At 64.5% G+C, this 14,232-nt stretch carries 8 protein-coding genes; 3 read left to right on the top strand and 5 right to left on the bottom strand.

The features are described from left to right. Nucleotides 1-65: 65 nt before the first annotated feature. On the top strand, nt 66-914 hold the full coding sequence (gene panB / locus PCK14_RS13010; RefSeq protein WP_269938931.1) for a 3-methyl-2-oxobutanoate hydroxymethyltransferase: 849 nt from the start codon (nt 66-68) through the stop codon (nt 912-914). A 37-nt stretch (nt 915-951) separates the two neighbouring features. On the opposite strand, the gene PCK14_RS13005 is transcribed toward panB, so the two are convergent. Beyond that, a complete protein-coding gene (locus tag PCK14_RS13005; protein WP_269938930.1) occupies nt 952-2,253 on the bottom strand; it encodes an SdrD B-like domain-containing protein in 1,302 nt (433 codons plus the stop codon). A gap of 251 nt (nt 2,254-2,504) precedes the next feature. Here PCK14_RS13005 and PCK14_RS13000 point away from each other — a divergent pair, with 251 nt between their 5' ends. Then, nucleotides 2,505-3,410 (top strand): DUF308 domain-containing protein, encoded by a 906-nt coding sequence (locus PCK14_RS13000; RefSeq protein ID WP_269938929.1) that lies wholly within the window; start codon nt 2,505-2,507, stop codon nt 3,408-3,410. A 91-nt stretch (nt 3,411-3,501) separates the two neighbouring features. Here the strand turns inward: PCK14_RS13000 and PCK14_RS12995 are convergent, their stop codons facing one another. After that, on the bottom strand, nt 3,502-4,602 hold the full coding sequence (locus PCK14_RS12995; RefSeq protein WP_269938928.1) for a histidinol-phosphate transaminase: 1,101 nt from the start codon (nt 4,600-4,602) through the stop codon (nt 3,502-3,504). 115 nt (nt 4,603-4,717) lie between these two features. Next, nucleotides 4,718-6,178 carry a purine-cytosine permease family protein gene (locus tag PCK14_RS12990; RefSeq protein WP_269938927.1) on the bottom strand — a complete coding sequence of 487 codons (1,461 nt, stop codon included), beginning with the start codon at nt 6,176-6,178 and terminating at the stop codon, nt 4,718-4,720. A gap of 207 nt (nt 6,179-6,385) precedes the next feature. Here PCK14_RS12990 and PCK14_RS12985 point away from each other — a divergent pair, with 207 nt between their 5' ends. After that, nucleotides 6,386-7,597: an acyl-CoA dehydrogenase family protein gene (locus PCK14_RS12985; RefSeq protein ID WP_269938926.1), complete on the top strand. Its 1,212-nt coding sequence runs from the start codon at nt 6,386-6,388 to the stop codon at nt 7,595-7,597. 119 nt (nt 7,598-7,716) lie between these two features. On the opposite strand, the gene PCK14_RS12980 is transcribed toward PCK14_RS12985, so the two are convergent. Together PCK14_RS12980 and PCK14_RS12975 are read right to left on the bottom strand one after the other, a co-directional pair. Further along, nucleotides 7,717-11,382 carry an outer membrane protein assembly factor BamB family protein gene (locus PCK14_RS12980; RefSeq protein ID WP_269938925.1) on the bottom strand — a complete coding sequence of 1,222 codons (3,666 nt, stop codon included), beginning with the start codon at nt 11,380-11,382 and terminating at the stop codon, nt 7,717-7,719. A gap of 221 nt (nt 11,383-11,603) precedes the next feature. Continuing rightward, entirely contained in the window at nt 11,604-12,866 is a 1,263-nt protein-coding gene (locus PCK14_RS12975; protein WP_269938924.1) for a HupE/UreJ family protein, read from the bottom strand. Between the last annotated feature and the right edge of the window lie 1,366 nt (nt 12,867-14,232).

Here is a 14,232-nt window from a genome sequence, read left to right as displayed (position 1 = left end):
GCCCGTCCCCACCTGCCCTCAGGTATCACCAGCTAGCTTTCAACGATTAAAGAGGAACACCCGCCGTGACAGAACAACCCGCGCCTTACGGTGCCCCCGCTGCCGATGCTGCACCCGCCCGCAAGCGGGTCCGAATCCACCACTTGCGCGACATGAAGGCACGCGGGGAGAAATGGGCCATGCTCACCGCGTACGACATGTATACGGCAGCAATTTTCGACGACGCCGGCATCCCGGTGCTGCTGGTGGGAGATTCAGCCTCCAACAACGTTTTTGGCAACGAGTCCTCGCTGCCGGTCACGGTCGATGAGCTGATCCCGCTGGTGCGGGCAGTGTCAAGGTCTTCGCGGCGTGCGCTGGTGGTTGCGGACCTGCCCTTCGGTTCCTACCAGGGTTCCCCGGAGCAGTGTTTCCACACGGCGGTCCGTTTCATGAAGGAAGGCAACGCCCATGCCGTCAAGCTCGAGGGTGCGGCCACCATGGCGCCACAAGTGGAACTGCTGACGAGGGCCGGCATCCCCGTCATGGCGCACATTGGATTCACACCCCAGGCGGAACACAACCTGGGCGGCTACCGCATCCAGGGTCGCGGAGACGACGCCGGGCGCCTGATGGCGGACGCGAAGGCACTCGAAGCCGCTGGTGCCTTTGCCGTGCTCATGGAAATGATTCCCGGGGACGTCGCCGCCGGAATCACCCAGGCGCTGGCCGCCCCCACGATCGGGATCGGGGCGGGAAATGGCTGCGACGCGCAGGTGTTGGTCTGGCAAGACATGGCAGGTCTGCGCACCGGCAAGCTGCCGCGCTTCGTCAAGCAGTACGCCAACGTTCATGGGGTCCTGCGCCAGGCCGCCCAGGACTATGCGGCCGACGTAACCGCAGGAACCTTCCCAGGGCCGGAACATTCGTTTTAGCCTGATTCGGGAGAGCCACTGCGGGGCCGGGTGGGGCCTAGTGCTTGTGACGGCGCCTGGAGGCACCCGCCAGGGCCAAGCCACCTGCCAAGAGTCCGCCCGCAACCAGCAGTGCCGGGGTGGCGCCGGCTACACCGGTGGTCGCCAGCCCTGCAGCCGGGGTGGTTGAGCCCTGGGTGGGGCGGGTTGCTGGCGTTGTGGCGGGTGTGGTTGCTGGCGAGGGGCCCGGAGTCTGGGACTTGGTGGGCGTCCCCGTGGGTTCCTCAGTGGGCTCGTCGGTCGGGTCGTTGGTCGGGTCGTCCGTCGGGTCGGGGCTTGGGCTCACGCTGGGCGTCGCCGTTGGCGTGGGGGCCACATCCTGCTGGAAGTTCACCCCTGTGGCGTGTTTCAGACTGATGTCAACGGGCTGGTCTGTATCGCCTGTCAAGGCGCAGCCGGCCGCTGCAGTTGCCGTGACGGTGTAGGAATCGAGGGCCAGATAGTTGGTGAAGGCGTAGTTGCCCTGGGAATCAGTGGTTGTCGAGGCGACTCGTTTTCCTGAGCCATCCTTGAGCTCCACAGCAACTCCGGAAACGTTACATCCGCTGACTGTTCCTGAAATGTCGCGGGCCACGGTGCCAAACCAGGTTTGGTAGACGGGAAGTCCTGTGAGCCGCGTATAGGTGATGGTGAGGCTGCTCAGCGGCACCCGCGGCATGAACCAGCCCGATGCACCGATCGTGTCCTTGTTGGTTCCAAATCCGCTGCCCAGCAGCGTTGCAGTGGCGGGATCCCAGGTGGGCAGGTCAAACTGCCAAACGTTGTCCACCTTATCCCCGCTGCAAGACCGTGTGGTTGGCGGGTCTGTGGGCATGCAGTAGTTGAAGACCCCTTGGAAGCCGAGATCTGCAACAGGCACCGGTGCCCCATTGGCATCCTGTGCCGTGACGACTGCCTTGTCGGCATCGATGTCGCCCAGGACAAAACCCCAGGCACTCGACGGCGTCGGTGTGGCGAAGGTGTATGTGGTGATGCCGGGGCCCGTAAGTGTGTCCCGCACCGGCCGCTGGTTGATGTAGCCACGCCCCTGGCTGGATCCAAATTTCGAGCCGGGAGGGCTGCCTGCGGGGAGGAATACTGAGGCGCCGGTTTGCAGGGTTGCCGTCCGCGAGGCGGCCGTAAATGTGGTCTGTGGGAAGCCGCCGCCCAGCTCCACAGTGCCGGAAAAGGCAGGCGACTGGCCCGTGAGCTGCCACGATCCGTAGCCACCCGCGCCGCCGTCGCTGACGTCCGCCTGCGCGGCGGATGATGCACCGAGTGCAAGCGCGGACACAAGGCTGGCTGCGGCAAGGGCAGTCAAGTACTTTTTCAATGTTCCCCCAGGATCATTTGCGGCGGATGCGCATCCAAACGTGGGGATGCGGATATCCGTCAGAATGAGTACCAATCTAGCAAAAGCAGTCCCTTATTCCGCGCACCATTGCGGGCCAAGCTCCCTCGGGAGACACAGCGTCGGCCCGCCCGGAAGTTGCCAACGACAGATCCGTTGGCGCAGGAGTCACATGATGGCAGAGTTCAAGTGATCGATATCAATTCTGCAATACTCGTGACATGACAACACCAGAGCTCCCTGGGGTGGGCTCACAGCAGACTGCCCCCCAATATCAACCGCAGGTCCCTCTCGCGCAGCCGGGTTATGGTCCGCCGACACAGATGCTCCCGCCGCAGCCGCCGCAGGCGAAGAAGCAATTGAACGTGGTCGGGCTGATCGCCCTGATTGCCGGCGTCCTCGGGTTCATTTTCGCTTGCATTCCCGGCGCACTCATTGTTGGCTGGATCCTGTTGCCGGCCGCCTTCGTTCTGGGCCTCGTATCCCTGTTCCTCAAGGACAAGGGCAAGGGGATGGGCATCGCTGCATTGATCTTGGCAGTCGTAGGCACGATCGTCGGGTTCGTCGTGTTCTTTGCAGTCGTTGCATCGTCCGTTGACAGTGCCTTCGGCGGTGGGGACACAGTCGTTGTCCAGCCATCCAAGGACGCGGGTGCCAAGGGTGAGGCGGTGGACGAGAAGAAGCCGGCTAGCGATGTTGGTACCCGTGAGAAGCCCTACCCGATCGGCTCCGTCATTGAAAATGATGAGTGGCGCGTCGTCATCAACTCCGTGACCGTAAATGCCACGGATGCCGTTGTCGCAGCCAGCGCTGTCAATGAGGCTCCCGATGCAGGGTCGCAGTACATGATGTACAACTACTCGGTGACGTACCTTGGCGACGACCCCAATGGTCAGATGCCGGCCTTCGTTTCCGTCGAATACGTCACGGCCGACGGCAAGACTGTCAATGGACTCGACAAGCTCGTCATTGCACCGGAGATCTTCGACTCCATGAGCACGCTCTACAAAGATGCCACAGCAACGGGAAATGAAGCTGTTCAGGTGCCCAGCGCCTCAGCGGACCAAGGTGTCATTGCGATTACACCGGGCATGCTGGGCGACAAGGTGTTTGTCGCAGTGAAGTAGCAGTCGCCTGAAGCATCCAGTAACTTTCATGTGAAACAGCAAAGCCCGGCCACCACACCTTCACTGGTGCGGTGGCCGGGCTTTGCTGTTTCTAGTCCTGGCCCGCCAGCCAGGCATCCACCCCGCGCAGCACGGCATCCTCGGCATCGCGGGAGCCCACGGTGACGCGGACGCCTTCGCCGGCGAAGCTGCGCACGCTGACGCCTTCCGCCAGGCAGGCCAATTCAAGTGCGGACGATTCCTGGCCCACGGCAAGCCACAGGAAGTTGCCGCCGCTGGCGGGGACGTCGATGCCGCGGCCGGCCAATTCGGTGTGGAGGTCCGCCCGGCCTTCGCGGACGGTCTCGATGTTGGCGTCGAGAGCCGCCGTGTCCGCCACGGCGGCCACCGCAGCCGACTCCGCCACCGCGTTCAGGCCAAACGGCGGCGAGACCGCACGGACCGAGGCGGCAATCTCGGGGTGGGCCACCATATAGCCGGCCCGCAGCCCGGCCAGGCCGTACGCCTTGGAGAAGGTCCGCAACAGGACCAGATTGGGGTGCGCGGAGAGCAAGGCGAGGCTGTGCCGGGAGGAGGCCTCGGCGTCGTCCGTGAATTCAATGTATGCCTGGTCCAGAACCACCAGCACGTGGGCGGGAATCCTCGCCAGGAAGTCCTCCAGCTCGGCCGCACCCAGCACGGTGCCCGTGGGGTTGTTGGGACTGCACAGGAGCACGGCTGCCGTGTTGGTGTTGACGGCGCGGGCCATGGCCGGCAGGTCGTGCCGGTGGCCTGAATCCAGGGGAACCGGCACGTCGCCGGCACCGGTCAGGCGCACCAGGATGGGGTAGGCCTCGTAGCTGCGCCACGCAAACACCACCTCGCGGCCGGGGCCGGCGAACGCCGTCAGCAGCTGCTGCAGCACCGCCAGCGATCCGCCGCCGGTGACGATCTGCTCCGCCTCAACACCCAACTTGGCGCTGAGCGCCTCGATCAGGGGATCACCCTGCAGCGTGGGGTACTTCTGGCAACGGCTGCCCGCCTCGTCGATGGCTGCCAGGACAGCGGCCGACGGCGGCAGGAAGGACTCGTTCGACGACGCGCGCCACGTGGGCGGGACCGTTCCGCCAGCCTTGGAGTACACGGGCAGCGTGGCAACAAAGTCCCTGGGCCTGGGCAGTGCGGGGGCCTCGGTTGCCTGGTGCGTGGTCATGCGTGGGTCCTTTCGGGATGGGTGTTCGGGGTCTCGACAGGCTCGACCACCGGGGTCTCGACAGGCTCGACCACCGGGGCGGGGTCTCGACGGGCTCGACCGCCGGGGCGGGGAACTAGACGGTGGCTGAGGCGGGATCGGGGGAGACCTCGTCGTCGGCCGGGTAGACCATTTCCTTGGGCGGGTTGTTGTAGCGCTTGGCCACCGGGTAGTAGACGGCTGCCGTGACAACCAGGCCAACGATCCAGGAGATGTCGGCACCGCCCAGCAGGGGGGTGATGGGTCCGGTGTACATGTGCTGGGCCAGGAACGGGATCTGAATGACCACGCCAAGCGCGTAGGTCAGCAGTGCCGGCACGTTCCATGCGCCGTAGCGGCCCTTGGGGTTGTAGAGGGCCGGGACATCGACCTTTTCCTTGGAGGAGAAGTAGAAGTCCACCAGGTTGATGGAGCTCCACGGGATGAAGACCATCAGGAGCAGGAGCACAAAGTTCTTGAAGTTGGCGATGAAGTCCGCGCTGGCGACCAGGGCGATGATGACCGATACGGCGATGAAGCCGATGACGTAGGCAAAGCGGACCCAGGGGGCGAAGCGCAGCTGGCGGGTGAAGGCGCTGACAGAGGTCAGGATGGTCATGTATCCGCCGTAGGCGTTGAGCGTGTTCACAGTCAGCTTGCCCACCACGATCACGATGTACATGAGCACGGCGATGGCGCCGCCGCCGGCCAGTTCACCAACAAAGGCCACCTGTCCGTCAAGGAACTCGTGGCCCGCAGCCATGGGGATGGCGGCGAACAGTGCACCGAGGGTCATGGACCACTGCGAGCCCAGCACGGAACCGGAGAAGCAGGCAAGGAACGTCTTGCGGGCCGGGGTGTTGGCCGGCAGGTAGCGGGAGTAGTCGGCAACGTACGGTCCGTAGGTGAGCTGCCAGCCTGCGCTGAGGGAAATGGCGAGCAGGAACGTCGGGAAGGCGAAGCCACCGGCACCCAGGACGGCGCCGACGTCGTGCTTGAGGAACAGCTGGATGGCCAGGTACGTGAAGCCGAGAATGCCAACGATCGTGGACAGCCGGCCCATCATGTGGATGTACTTGTAGCCCAGCGTTGCCACCAGCACGGTGAGGGCGCCGAAGATGATGACGCCGAAGGCCGGGTTGCCCGTCGGGACAATCTGCTCCACGGCCTGGCCGGCCAGCACGGCACCGGTGGCGGCGAAGCCCAGGTACATGACGATCACCAGGACCAGCGGGATCACGGCGCCGAACACACCGAACTGCGCGCGGCTGGAGATCATCTGCGGCATGCCCAACTTGGGCCCCTGTGCGGCGTGGAGGGCCATGACGGCGCCACCCAGCAGGTTGCCCACGAACAGGCCGATGATGCCCCAGAACGCGTTGGCACCGAAGATCACCGCGAGGGCGCCGGTGACGATGGCCGTGATCTGCATGTTCGCGCCGAACCACAGTGTGAACTGGCCGAAGGGCTTGCCGTGGCGCTCGCCGGCCGGCACGAAGTCGATCGAGCGCCGCTCAATGGCGGGCCCGCTCTTTCGCACGGTTTGAATTCTTGACATGGCATTCCTCCGTTGGAATCACTGTGGCAGGGGGACACTTTTCCTTCATCCATCAGAGCATGAATGCACGGATTGTCGTGATCGGCTTCACCTATGCCGTCTGCCATCCGAGACTTGGGGCCAGATCCCGTGATGTGGGCCATATTTGCCAATCGACCCGGGCTATGGTTCCAATATCCCGCCCTGACCATCCTTGGAGGAGTTCCCATGACCGTTGCCGCCCCCGCCCTTGCCGCCGCCATTTCCGGTGAAGCTACGCTGCCCTACCCGGACGGCGACTTCTTCGCCTTCGAAAGCCTGCTGCCCGCCAACGAACTGGCCAGGCTCAACGAGATCCGCGACTGGATGGAACACAACGTCCGCCCCATTTCCCGCGACTTCTGGAACCGCAGCGAGTTCCCCGTCCACCTGATCCCGCGCGTTGCGGAGCTGGACATGATCAGCCCCGTCCGCCGCCAGGGCCACTCCCACCTGCTGGCCGGCATGGTCACCGCCGCGATCCATCGCGTGGATGCCTCTTTCGGCACCTTCTTCAGCGGCCACGACGGCCTGTTCACCGGCTCCATCGAACTCCTCGCCTCCGAGGAGCAGAAGGCTGCCTGGCTGCCCGACATCTACTCGCTGAAGAAGACCGGCGTCTTTGCCATCACCGAGCCGCTGGCCGGATCCGACGTTGCCGGCGGAACGCAGACCACCGCCGTCCGCGACGGAGACAACTGGATCCTCAACGGCGAGAAGCGCTGGATCGGCAACTCAACGTTCTCCGACTACGTCATCATCTGGGCCAAGGATGTGGCCGACGGCCAGGTCAAGGGCTTCCTCGTGGAGACCTCACGGGAGGGCTTCAGCGCAACCCTCATTGAAAACCGCATAGCCCTGCGCGCGGTCCAGAATGCCGACATTGTCCTGACGGACGTCGTCGTGCCCCACTTCAACAAGCTGGCCGGCGCCAACAGCTTCCGCGACACCAACAAGGTCCTCAAGACCACGCGCGCCACGGTGGGCTGGCAGGCCGTGGGCATCCAGATGGCCGCGTTCGACGTGGCCCGCAAGTACGCCGTGGAGCGCCACCAGTTCGGCAAGCCCATTGCCAGTTTCCAGCTCATCCAGGAGCAGCTGGTCACCATGCTTTCCAACGCGCAGGCGTCCATGGGCATGATGGTCCGCCTGGCCCAGATGGAGGATGAGGGCACCACCCGCAACGAGCACTCGGCCATGGCCAAGGCCTTCGTGACCAAGTGCATGCGGGAGACCGTGGCGCTGGGCCGCAGCATCCTGGGCGGCAACGGCGTGTCCGTGGACTACGAGATGGCCAAGATCTTCTGCGACGCCGAGGCCATCTACACCTACGAGGGCACCTATGAGATCAACACGCTCGTGGCAGGCCGCGCCATCACGGGCATCGCCGCGTTCATCTAAAGCACGACGGCGCCCGGCCCGCCACCGTGGGCGGCACGCCCCCGGCTGCCTTGCCGGGCACGCAAAAGCGGCTCCCACCTGGTTGGTGGGAGCCGCTTCCTTGTGCATTTCTTGCCGGGCTACTGGGTCTTGGTCGCAGCCAGTGCGTGCAGCGTTCCGTCGTCGGTCAGGGCGAACAGGGTGTTGCCGCTGACGGACATGGCGGAGGTGACCGCACCGCCCAGGTTGTACTGGGAGACGATCTTGCCGGTGGCGCGGTCCAGGACCACGACGCGGCCGTCACGGGTACCTGCGTAGACAACCGAGTCGGTGGCCAGTGCATGCGCAGCGGGGGAGCCGGGGCCCTCCGCCTTGCAGCCGCCGGCAACCTCAAACGGGTCCTCCATGGGGCTTTCACCGGGCAGGTAGCCCATGGGGGTTTCCCAAACCGGGACGGCGGGCGTGGCCGAGGTGGTGTCGTAGGCGCGGACCATGCCGTCCTGGCTGGCCACATAGGCCATGTTGCCAAAAGTCGCCGGGCTCGTGATGGGCGGCGGGCCGGGCTCGCAAATGCTGGAGGTGCCCAGCTTGGCGTGCCAGGTGGTGGCGCCGCCGGCCGCGGGGTTGTGGCCGCGGACGCCGGAGACCGTGCCTGTGACCAGCTGGGGTGCGCCGGTGCTGGGCTTGGTGAAGGCGGGGCTGGACTGGCTGAACAAGTCCCCGCCGGTGTCCACGCTGGAAACCTGCTTGCACGTGGTCAGGTCCATGCCAATGAGGGTCTGGCTGGAGCTGGAGTGCAAGTACGCCGTGGTGGAGCCGGGCTGGCGAACAGCCGTGCTGCGGAACTGGCCCCAGCCTGCGGGTGCCCCGAAGCCGCCGGGCAGGCGCTCGCCGGTCTCGGCGTTGCGGCACTGGACCTCGCCCCACTCCTGGAACACGGCCACTGCGGGGCGGTCAGGCAGGCTGAAGACGCTCACGGGTCCGCCTGCGCGGCCGTAGCGGCGGACGGTGTCGCCGCGCTTTTCCTCGCCGATGATGGATTCCCAGCTCACGGCGCCGGTCTTGGCGTCGAGGGCGTAGATGCGGCCAACGCCGGTGGTCAGGTACACCTTGCCGTTGTGGACGGTGGGTGCGGACTCGGCGTCGCCGTCGAGGTAGGTGCGCCAGACTTCGGCGCCCGTGCGGGCATCGTAGGAGAGCATCATGCTGTACGGGGAGTCAAAGGCGCGGGAGGCGACGATGACCTTGCCGTCCACTACGGCTGCGCCGTTGAGGTGGAATTGCTCGCCCGTGTTGGCGGACCAGCGCAGGTCCAGCTTGGCGCCAGGATCCTCCGTGCTGGAGGATGCGCCCGTTTCATCGCCGCCCTGGCGCAGCCAGTCCTGGCCGGGTGTGGCCTTGGAGACGCGGGCGTCGGCGAGGACGGTGAAGTCGTTGACCACGGCGGGCCAGCTCTTGCCTGCGGTGTCCACAGCTGTCATGGTGGCGATGTAGTTGCCGGGGTTCAGCCCGTCAATGTGGGCGCCGGCCCGCGTCCATGAGGTCTTGACCTCGGGGCACGGTTCGGGGGTGCCGCCGGGCGGCGTGTAGCAGTTGACGATCCCGGTGGGGGCGGCATTCTTGCCGAACTCGATGGCGCCGTCCTGCCAGATGACCTTGCCGTTTTCCTTGCGGGTGATGACCAGGGACGCCGTGGCGGGCTTGCGCCCGTCGTCCTCGGCAAACACCTGCACGGGCACGCCGGACTTGTGCCCATGCGTGCTGCCGGCTGCGGGGCTGACCAGGGCAACGTCGTCGTTCACGCCGAACTGGCGGTGCGTGCCGGCCACGTAGCCGGTGTCCTCGTTGGCCGTGGTGGCGGGGTCGTCGTAGATTCCGGAGAAGTCCATGATCTTGAAGTCGGGACGTGCGGAGTCCAGGCCGTACATGCCCATGTTGTTGATTTCCACGGAGCGGGCAAAGGCGCCTCGGCGGTATTCGGCCTGCTGGTTGTGGCCGGCGGCGAACAGGCGGACGTCATACTTGGCCAGCTCGTCGATGGTGGGCTGCATGCCGGCGCCCGGTCCCCACTTGGTGAAGAGTGAGCGGTGGGCAAAGACCATGACCTGCTTGCCAACGGCGTGGCGCTTGAGGTCCTCACGAAGCCACTCGAGCTGGGGTGCCAGGCCGGAGCCGTCGTAGTTGTCTTCCAGGACCACTGTGTGGCGGCCATTGCGGTCAAAGCTGTACCACTCCGGGCCCATGTTCTTGCGCCAGTACTCCAGGCTTCCGCCGTAGCCCACGGACGTTGCCGTGCCGCCGACGTCGTGGTTGCCCACCACCGGGTAGAAGGCGTGGCCCAGCTTGCCTTCGGTGAGGCCGCCGCGCAGGATGTCGTAGCCCTTTTGGCGGCGCGGCTCTGCTGCGTAGTCGGTGACGGTGAGGTCACCGGTCGTGATGGTCATGGTGGTCTCTGCGACCTCGGACATGCCCTTGACCCGGCCCGTCCACTGGGGAAGGGAGGAGAGTGCCGCGGCGTCGGAGGTGTTGCTGACCTCCACGTCGGAGACCATTGACCACTTCTCAGTGGGGTTGGCCGCGTTCTTGTCCGGCACCATGGCGAAGTCGATCCCGGTCAGGGGTGACGGTCCGGCGGGGATGTTCTGGAAGTACTGCGGCACGGAGTCGGCGCGCAGTGCGGGGGTGTAGCCGTTGGGGGAGACCACGGAGAGCAGGTCGGTTTCGCGGCGGCCGCGGTCCATCTCAACGCTGTAGCTGCCGTCGGCGGTGCTCTTGCCCCAGATCTTGCCGTCCGTGATGGAGACGTCGGGGATGCCGGATTCGCCGGCGTCGCGCTTGCCGTTGGCGTTCGTGTCGCTGAACACCGAGCCCTTGACGATGACCAAATCGGTGGTGTTGACGCTCTTGAGCTTGAAAGTGATGGGGGCGGTCAGCGGGTCATAGCCGTCCTTGGCCATGAAGTGCGCGGTCCAGGTGCCGGCGCTCAGGCCGCCGCTGCCCAGGGTCACTGTGCCGTCGGCCTTGGGGGCGTAGTTCCAGGTCCGGGCGGCGATGGGGCCGGGCTGGTCGTTGGGGCCGTAGATGCCAACCCAGTTGTTCGAGGCGGGGGCGTCGGTGGCGTAGTGGAAGGTCAATTGCGCTCCCACGGAGGGGTCCACAGTGGTGAGGCTCAGGCTGCCGGTTGCTGCCATGGCGGCGCCGGGGGCCAGGACCGCCAGGGCCGGTGCCAGCACTGCCAGGGCGAGGCCTCCGCTGATGGCCTTGCGGACGCGGCCGTTGCGCTTGGGGGTCAGGGCTGCTGAGCCGGCGTCCGGTGACGCGGCCTTCTTGCGGCGGGTCAGGAGGAAGGCGGCTGCCACGGCCAAGGCACCGGCGAAGAAGACCAGGGGCAGCAGTGCCGGGGTTCCGGCAACCGGTGCGGCGTGCGCGCCGCTGCCGTCGACCACGGGGGTGGAGGCCCGGGCCACGGAATAGTGGTTGTCGAATTCAACCACCAGGTTCTCGAGGGTTGCGGCCTTCAGCAGGGCGGAAAGGTCCAGCTCGCTGACGTTGCAGCTCCAGGCGAGTTCAATCACGACGTTGCCGGGGGCCCCGCCTGTTGCCCCGTCAACGCCCTTGGCGTTGAGCGGGCATCCAGAGGCGAGGACGTCTTGTGCCCACGCTCCGGCCTGGTCGACGGGCACAATCTCGCTGCCCAGAATGAGCCGTCCTTGTGCACCGGAGTCGCTTGTGGTGAGGACGAGTTCGCCGTGTTCGCGGCTGTCGTGGGCCGATGCTGCACCCACGGCGGATAGTAGGAGTGTCATTGTCGCCGCGAACACGGCGAGAATGATGCGGAAGTTTCGGGAAGCGCCTTGCGCGTGAATTCTCACGGGGGAAAACGTAGCGAGCCCATGTGTCGGTTTGGCGTACTCCGGGTAAACGCTTCCCGACTTGGGTATGGATAACATGGGATGTCGTGTCAGTCCGGGGTGCCGTTCTCGAATTCACCTGAAGTGTGTCGGGCGGATCCTGATTGTGACGGCTGTCAGACCGTGGCCTTGGCGCGGGACGGGGTACCAGCATTGATGCCTGACTTGGGTCCAGCAAGTCCGAGCAGGAGCATTGCCGCGGCGAAAACAAGGTAAGAGAGCAGCGGGTGTGCGGCGACGGCGTCGAACATGGGTGTCATGAATGAATCCGAATCCGTCCAGATGCCCGCCACCCAGGCCAGCGAGGCGATGATGGCGAATCCCGCGACGGCCGCCCGGAGTTGGCGGTAGTAGTTCCCGGTTGCGGCGATGTGGATCAGCGGCACGGTCACGGCGACGCCGATCAACTGGGCCAGCTCAATGCCAATGTTGAAGCCAAGGACGGCCAGCAGCGTGTCCTGGGTATTGAGGTTCAGCTCAAGGATGGTGGTGGCAAAGGCCATGCCGTGGACAAGGCCGAAGATGCCGGCCAGGAGGATCTCGCCGTTGGTGAAGATGGGGCGGACCAGGTTCCATGCAGCGACGGCGATGGAGAGGGCCACGATAGTTTCAATGTATTGGACCGGGGGAGTGATCCATCCCAGGCTGACCACGAGCAGCGTGACGGAGTGGCCCACCGTGAAGGCGGTGACAATGGAGAGGATGCGCTTCATGGAGGACTTCAGGCCGTCCGCGCGGGGGCTCCAGCGCCGGCCGGCAGCGGTCCGGGTGGCCAGCAGGGGGGCCGAAAGCAGCAGAACCGCCAGGAACAGCAGATGGTCGTAGCCGTCGGCGATGTGGTGCATACCTTCGCCAATCATGGTGGCGACGCCGGCCTTCGGGGCCGCCTCATCGATGGTGAGGCCCGGCTGGTTGGCCGAGATGACGCCGAGCAGATCCGTTTCCTTGCCGTCCTCGATGCGTGAGACATAGACCAGGTGGTCGGTGAGCTGGTGCGTCAGCAGGGAGTAGTTCAGGGTGAACGGCCCGGCTTCTCCGGGTGCGACGGCGTCGAGAGTCACCACGAGTGCGTCGACGTTGTTGACCTTCTTAATTCCGGTGTCCGTGATGCTGGTGGCGTAGTCTCCGCTTTCGTCTGAAAGCTGCACGGATTCCATGACCAGTTGGTCGATCTCCTCTACGGGGATTCTCTTGGTGGCCGTGAGGTTCATGCCCGTTGCCTTGTTGAACTGGTCGAGTTGGAGCTGCAGGGTCAATTCAGCCCCTTGCTCGGTCATCTCCACGAGAACGCCGGAGGTGCCGGACGGATGGGCCTGGGCGGCCGTGGCGGGAATGAGCAGGGCAAGGACTGCAATGAGGATCAACAAGAGGCGGCGCACAAAAAGCTCCAACGGTTCGGCCGGGAAGGGTCACCATAAATTGAGACACGGCGCCATGGATGGGCTGGGAACTTTGGGTGAGCGTGCGGGGGCCGGGAGGTTAACGCTCGGTTTGGGAACGGTGCGTTGAAGACCCTGCCGTGACCGTGGCTCCGTTGAACTAGTTGCCCTCTCTGTGCGTGTCGAACTTGAGCCGGCGTCTCGCGATTTTATTGGCCTTGGTAGGGTGACGTGGCTGGCGATTCACGGAAATCTCCGCCACGAGTCATTGCGTGTGGGCACCGCGGCGCAACCCGGAGCGGGATCTCATCCTTACGATAATGTCGGAGGATTTCGAACCGGGGCCTGCTAAGGACTACCGGGCTGGGATAGCGATCAAATCGGCGGCCCGGTGCTGCATGGTGAAAGTTGTCTGCCGGTCCAGAAGAGTCGATCCCCAAGGCTTGGCTGGCGTTCGGACCTTGTTTGGTGAAAATAGAGCGGTCAGAAGATAGAGGTTCACCGAATGACCCACCGGAGCCGAGAATCACGACCAAGCGATGGAAGGCTTTGGCTGGACAGCATGTGCGGCCAATTGGAAGGTGCTCAAACTTGTTTGGTCAGATACACGTCAAAACCACACGGCAAGGGGAACTTGGCAGCCCGCGCACAGGTGACAAGGTTGGAACCTGGCCTGAGCGCATGAGATGTCGCGAGCCACGCCACAGACACAGCATCTGGGCATTGAGTCAAAACCTCACTGAACGGTTGGTACACGATGCGCGGAATCAGCAATAGGGAGAATGCCTAGCAACGATGCCTACAGAGGCGGCTACAGCGACCGGGACGGCGCCGATGGTGGAAGTCTGATCGAAGGCCAACGCTGGGTGCTATGGCCCTCAACCGACCGATCTTGGAACCCTTTTCGTCCTCGTCCTGCGCCGACGAATGGTCACAGGCAAATGTCAACTGGCAGTTGACGACGACAGCCGTCCTAAGACGTCAATGCCAGAGATACACCCGACATTTGACTTCTACTTGACCACATAAATATCCAGAATACTATTCTTGCAACTATCAATGCCATTGCACGTCCGTCGCACGCTTCGGAAAATTTAGGTGCGGACGAGTCGTGGCCCTGGCATGCGGCATTGGCCCGGTTCAAGCTGGCGATCCGCTAGACACCCCATAGAATCCAGGTCAGTCCACGGATAATCAGCGCCGGGTAATACAGACCATCTCAGGATTGAAAGAACAACGAGCCGTTTCATATGCGACTGAGAAGCTACCGAAGGAAGTGGGGCTACGAAAAGCGACCGGATATGATACGTATGTCGTTCAGTCCATCTGCCCCAGAAGGTATTCAATATCTAGATTGTCGTCACCT

This window comes from Arthrobacter sp. HY1533, from assembly GCF_027568515.1.
Classification (GTDB): Bacteria; Actinomycetota; Actinomycetes; order Actinomycetales; family Micrococcaceae; genus Specibacter.
Note: the sequence above shows the minus strand (reverse complement) of the source record. Positions and strands in the feature narration are given on the sequence as shown.